This is a genomic window from Nocardioides sp. (assembly GCF_024509035.1).
GTDB lineage: Bacteria > Actinomycetota > Actinomycetes > Propionibacteriales > Nocardioidaceae > Nocardioides.
This window is the reverse complement of sequence record NZ_JANINT010000275.1, coordinates 1-2,707: the sequence shown is the minus strand read 5'-3', so window position 1 is coordinate 2,707 and position 2,707 is coordinate 1. Positions and strand designations below refer to the sequence as shown.

The following is a 2,707-nucleotide window of genomic DNA, read 5'->3' as shown; positions in this document are numbered from 1 at the left end:
CAAACAGAGAATGGCCCGGACCGCGTCTGTGTGTCCCGACTTGGTTCAGATGTGGTGCTCGGGGGTTGCGGGAGCAGCGCCCCCGGGAGAGCTGGCTCCGGGACAGTCACTCATCTGTCCCGGAGCCCGCCCGTGGTCGGACTACCGCGTCACTTGATCTTGCGGCTCTTGACGGCAGGACGCACAGCGTCGTTGCCCACGAGCTTCACGGTGTAGCGGGTGGCCTTGGTGCCGTTGCCGTCGTGGACGCGGAACGTGAAGTTGCCGGCGTCGTTGAGGACCGCGGTCTTGAGCTTCTTGAGCGAACCGTCAGCCTTGCGCTTGAACAGCTTGACGGTCGCGCCGGAAGCGGCGTCGATCGCGTTCACCTTGATCACGTCGCGCTTGCCCTTGTCGATGCCCTTGACCGCCATGTTCGGCGACACCGGCTCGACCGGGGGCTCCACCGGTGCATCTGCGACCGTCGTCGTCGCAGTCGCAGTGTCGGCAGAGACGGGCAGGCCCTTGCCGTCGTCCGTCGTGGACTGAGCGGTGAGGCGGTCCTTTGCAGCACCGAACTGGTCGACGCCACCGAGGAAGAAGACGTTGTTAACGCCCTTCACCTGGATGGTGACATCGCCCGCCGCACCCGGGTCGACGGCCACGTTGAGCTTGATGGCGCCGGTGGCGTCGGACTGAGCGTCACCGTCCTTGAACTGAGCCGGGCCGGAGACCTGGATGTTCAGCAGGTCAGTGCCCACCGCCGAGCGCGGGAACCCGACGACCGGGTTGCCGAAGCCATCGGTGATGACCGCGGTGTAGGTGATCTGCGACGCGCCGTGCTCGACCTCGGCAGGGCCGCTGACGGTCACGTTGCGCGCCGTGGTCGGGTCGTTCTCCGCGGTGACCGTGAACGCGGCGGTCTCGGTCCGGTTGGCCGCGCTCAGCGTAGCGGTGACGACACCGGACTTGGTGCCGATGATCCGGTAGCCGGCCGGGAGGGCGCCAGCTCCGCTCAGGGTCGCGGTCACGCTGGCCTTGCCCTCGGACAGCGCGGTCTGGCCCGGGGCCAGGATGAGCGCGCCGTTGTCGACCGAGATGGTCATCGCCGCGTTCGGCTCGCCGCCGGTGACGGTCAGCGCAGCGTCCTCGTTGCTGCCGCTGTCGTCGTCGGCGACCGTGTCGGCCAGCGGAGCGACGTTCACCTTGGACGCGTTGTAGCCAGCGGCCTCGGTGTTGGTGCCGTCGAGGCTGGTGACGTAGTTCGCGCCCATACCGTCGGTCGTGTACTTGATGATCGCGGCGTTGGGAGCGTCGACATCCGGGCTACCGGCGGGCGTGAACTGGTCGGCGTAGTACTTGACGTCGACGTTCTCGGTGGTGCCGTTGGTGGCCTTGGTGTCGGTGAACGTGAAGGTAACGGTGCCGTCAGCCCCGACAGCCTTCTTCTGCGGGGTCGCGTCCGCGGCGGCGTTGGCGCCGTCACGAGCGGCCGTCACGAAGCCCGAGGTCACCGGCAGACCGAACTGGTCGACGACCTTGAAGGTCGCGTCGGTCGAGCCGCCCACCTTGGAGAAGTAGGTGCCGGCGGTCGGCACCACAGCAGTGGCGGTGCCACGGACAAACTGAAGCGTCTCGGCGAAGGAACCCGAGAGCGCGATGGTGTCGTTGACCTGAACGGTGCCCGCGTCGGGGGTGATCGTCAGCGAGCCGTTGCCCGAGGCGTCGAGCACAGTGGCCGCGGTCGTCGAGGCCTTGCCACCGAAGGTGATGCCGGTGCCGGCCACGTTCAGCGAGACGGTGCTGTTCGCGTTGCCCGCGCCGCCCTTGACGTCGATCTTGATCGTGCCCTGGTCCACGCGGACCAGCGTGTTGGCGCCGCCGAACGCACCGCCGCCGAAGCCGTTCCACGAGTCGGCGCCGGTCACGATGTCGACCATGCTGGCGGCCAGCGTGGCCGACTTGGTGACGTTCAGGGTCGCCGTGGCGTCGACGCTGCCGGGACCGTTGAGGGTGATGGTGTGCGCGCCGAGAGCGGCAGTGCCCGTCGGGGTGGCCGTGAAGGTGTCGGAGCCCGAAGCAATCTCGTCTGCCGTGATTGCCCCGCCGGACTCGTTCACGGTGACCTCAGCATCCGAGGTGAGCCCGATGTTCTGGCCCGACGCAAGCTGCGTGGTGCGGCCCGCGGCGTCCTTGACGGTCACGGTGTACTCGCCGCTCTCAAGGCCCTGCGGAGCGGACTGCGAGCTCGGAGCCACGACGAGCGAAGCCGCCGCGCCGGCGGTCGAGATGGAAACCGGCTGACGAGCCTCGCTGGCGTCGAGGGTGCCCGCGTTGGTGTCGTCCTCAAAAAGGCGGAACGCGGCGGTGTCGCCCGGGTTCGTCGTCGTCACCGCGACACGCACCTGGATGAACTCGTAGGCCGAGTCGGCGGTGTCGTTGACGGGGCCGGCCGTGCTGACGACCTCGACGTTCTGCGCGTCGTTGTCCTCAGTGCCGAGCGTGGTGCCGCTGGTGCCGACAGCCTTGATGAGGCCCGGCGTGATGACGCCGTCCTTCGCGCGAAGCGTGACGAGGGCACCGTCGGTGCCGCCATTGAGGGCGGGTCCGGCCGAGACGACCGTGAAGGTGTCACCCACGGCCGCACTGGCCGAAGAAGCGAGGGCCGGGACGCCGGCCACCGCGAGAGCGGAGACGGCGGAAACCGCCAGACCCCGCTTGATGCCGC

General features: G+C 68.6%; 1 protein-coding gene. It reads right to left on the bottom strand.

What is annotated here, in order from left to right; genetic code table 11:
* Positions 1–149: 149 nt before the first annotated feature.
* The coding region (locus Q0L15_RS18560) for a hypothetical protein (RefSeq protein WP_296605949.1) at positions 150–2,707 on the bottom strand (2,558 nt) is incomplete at its 5' end.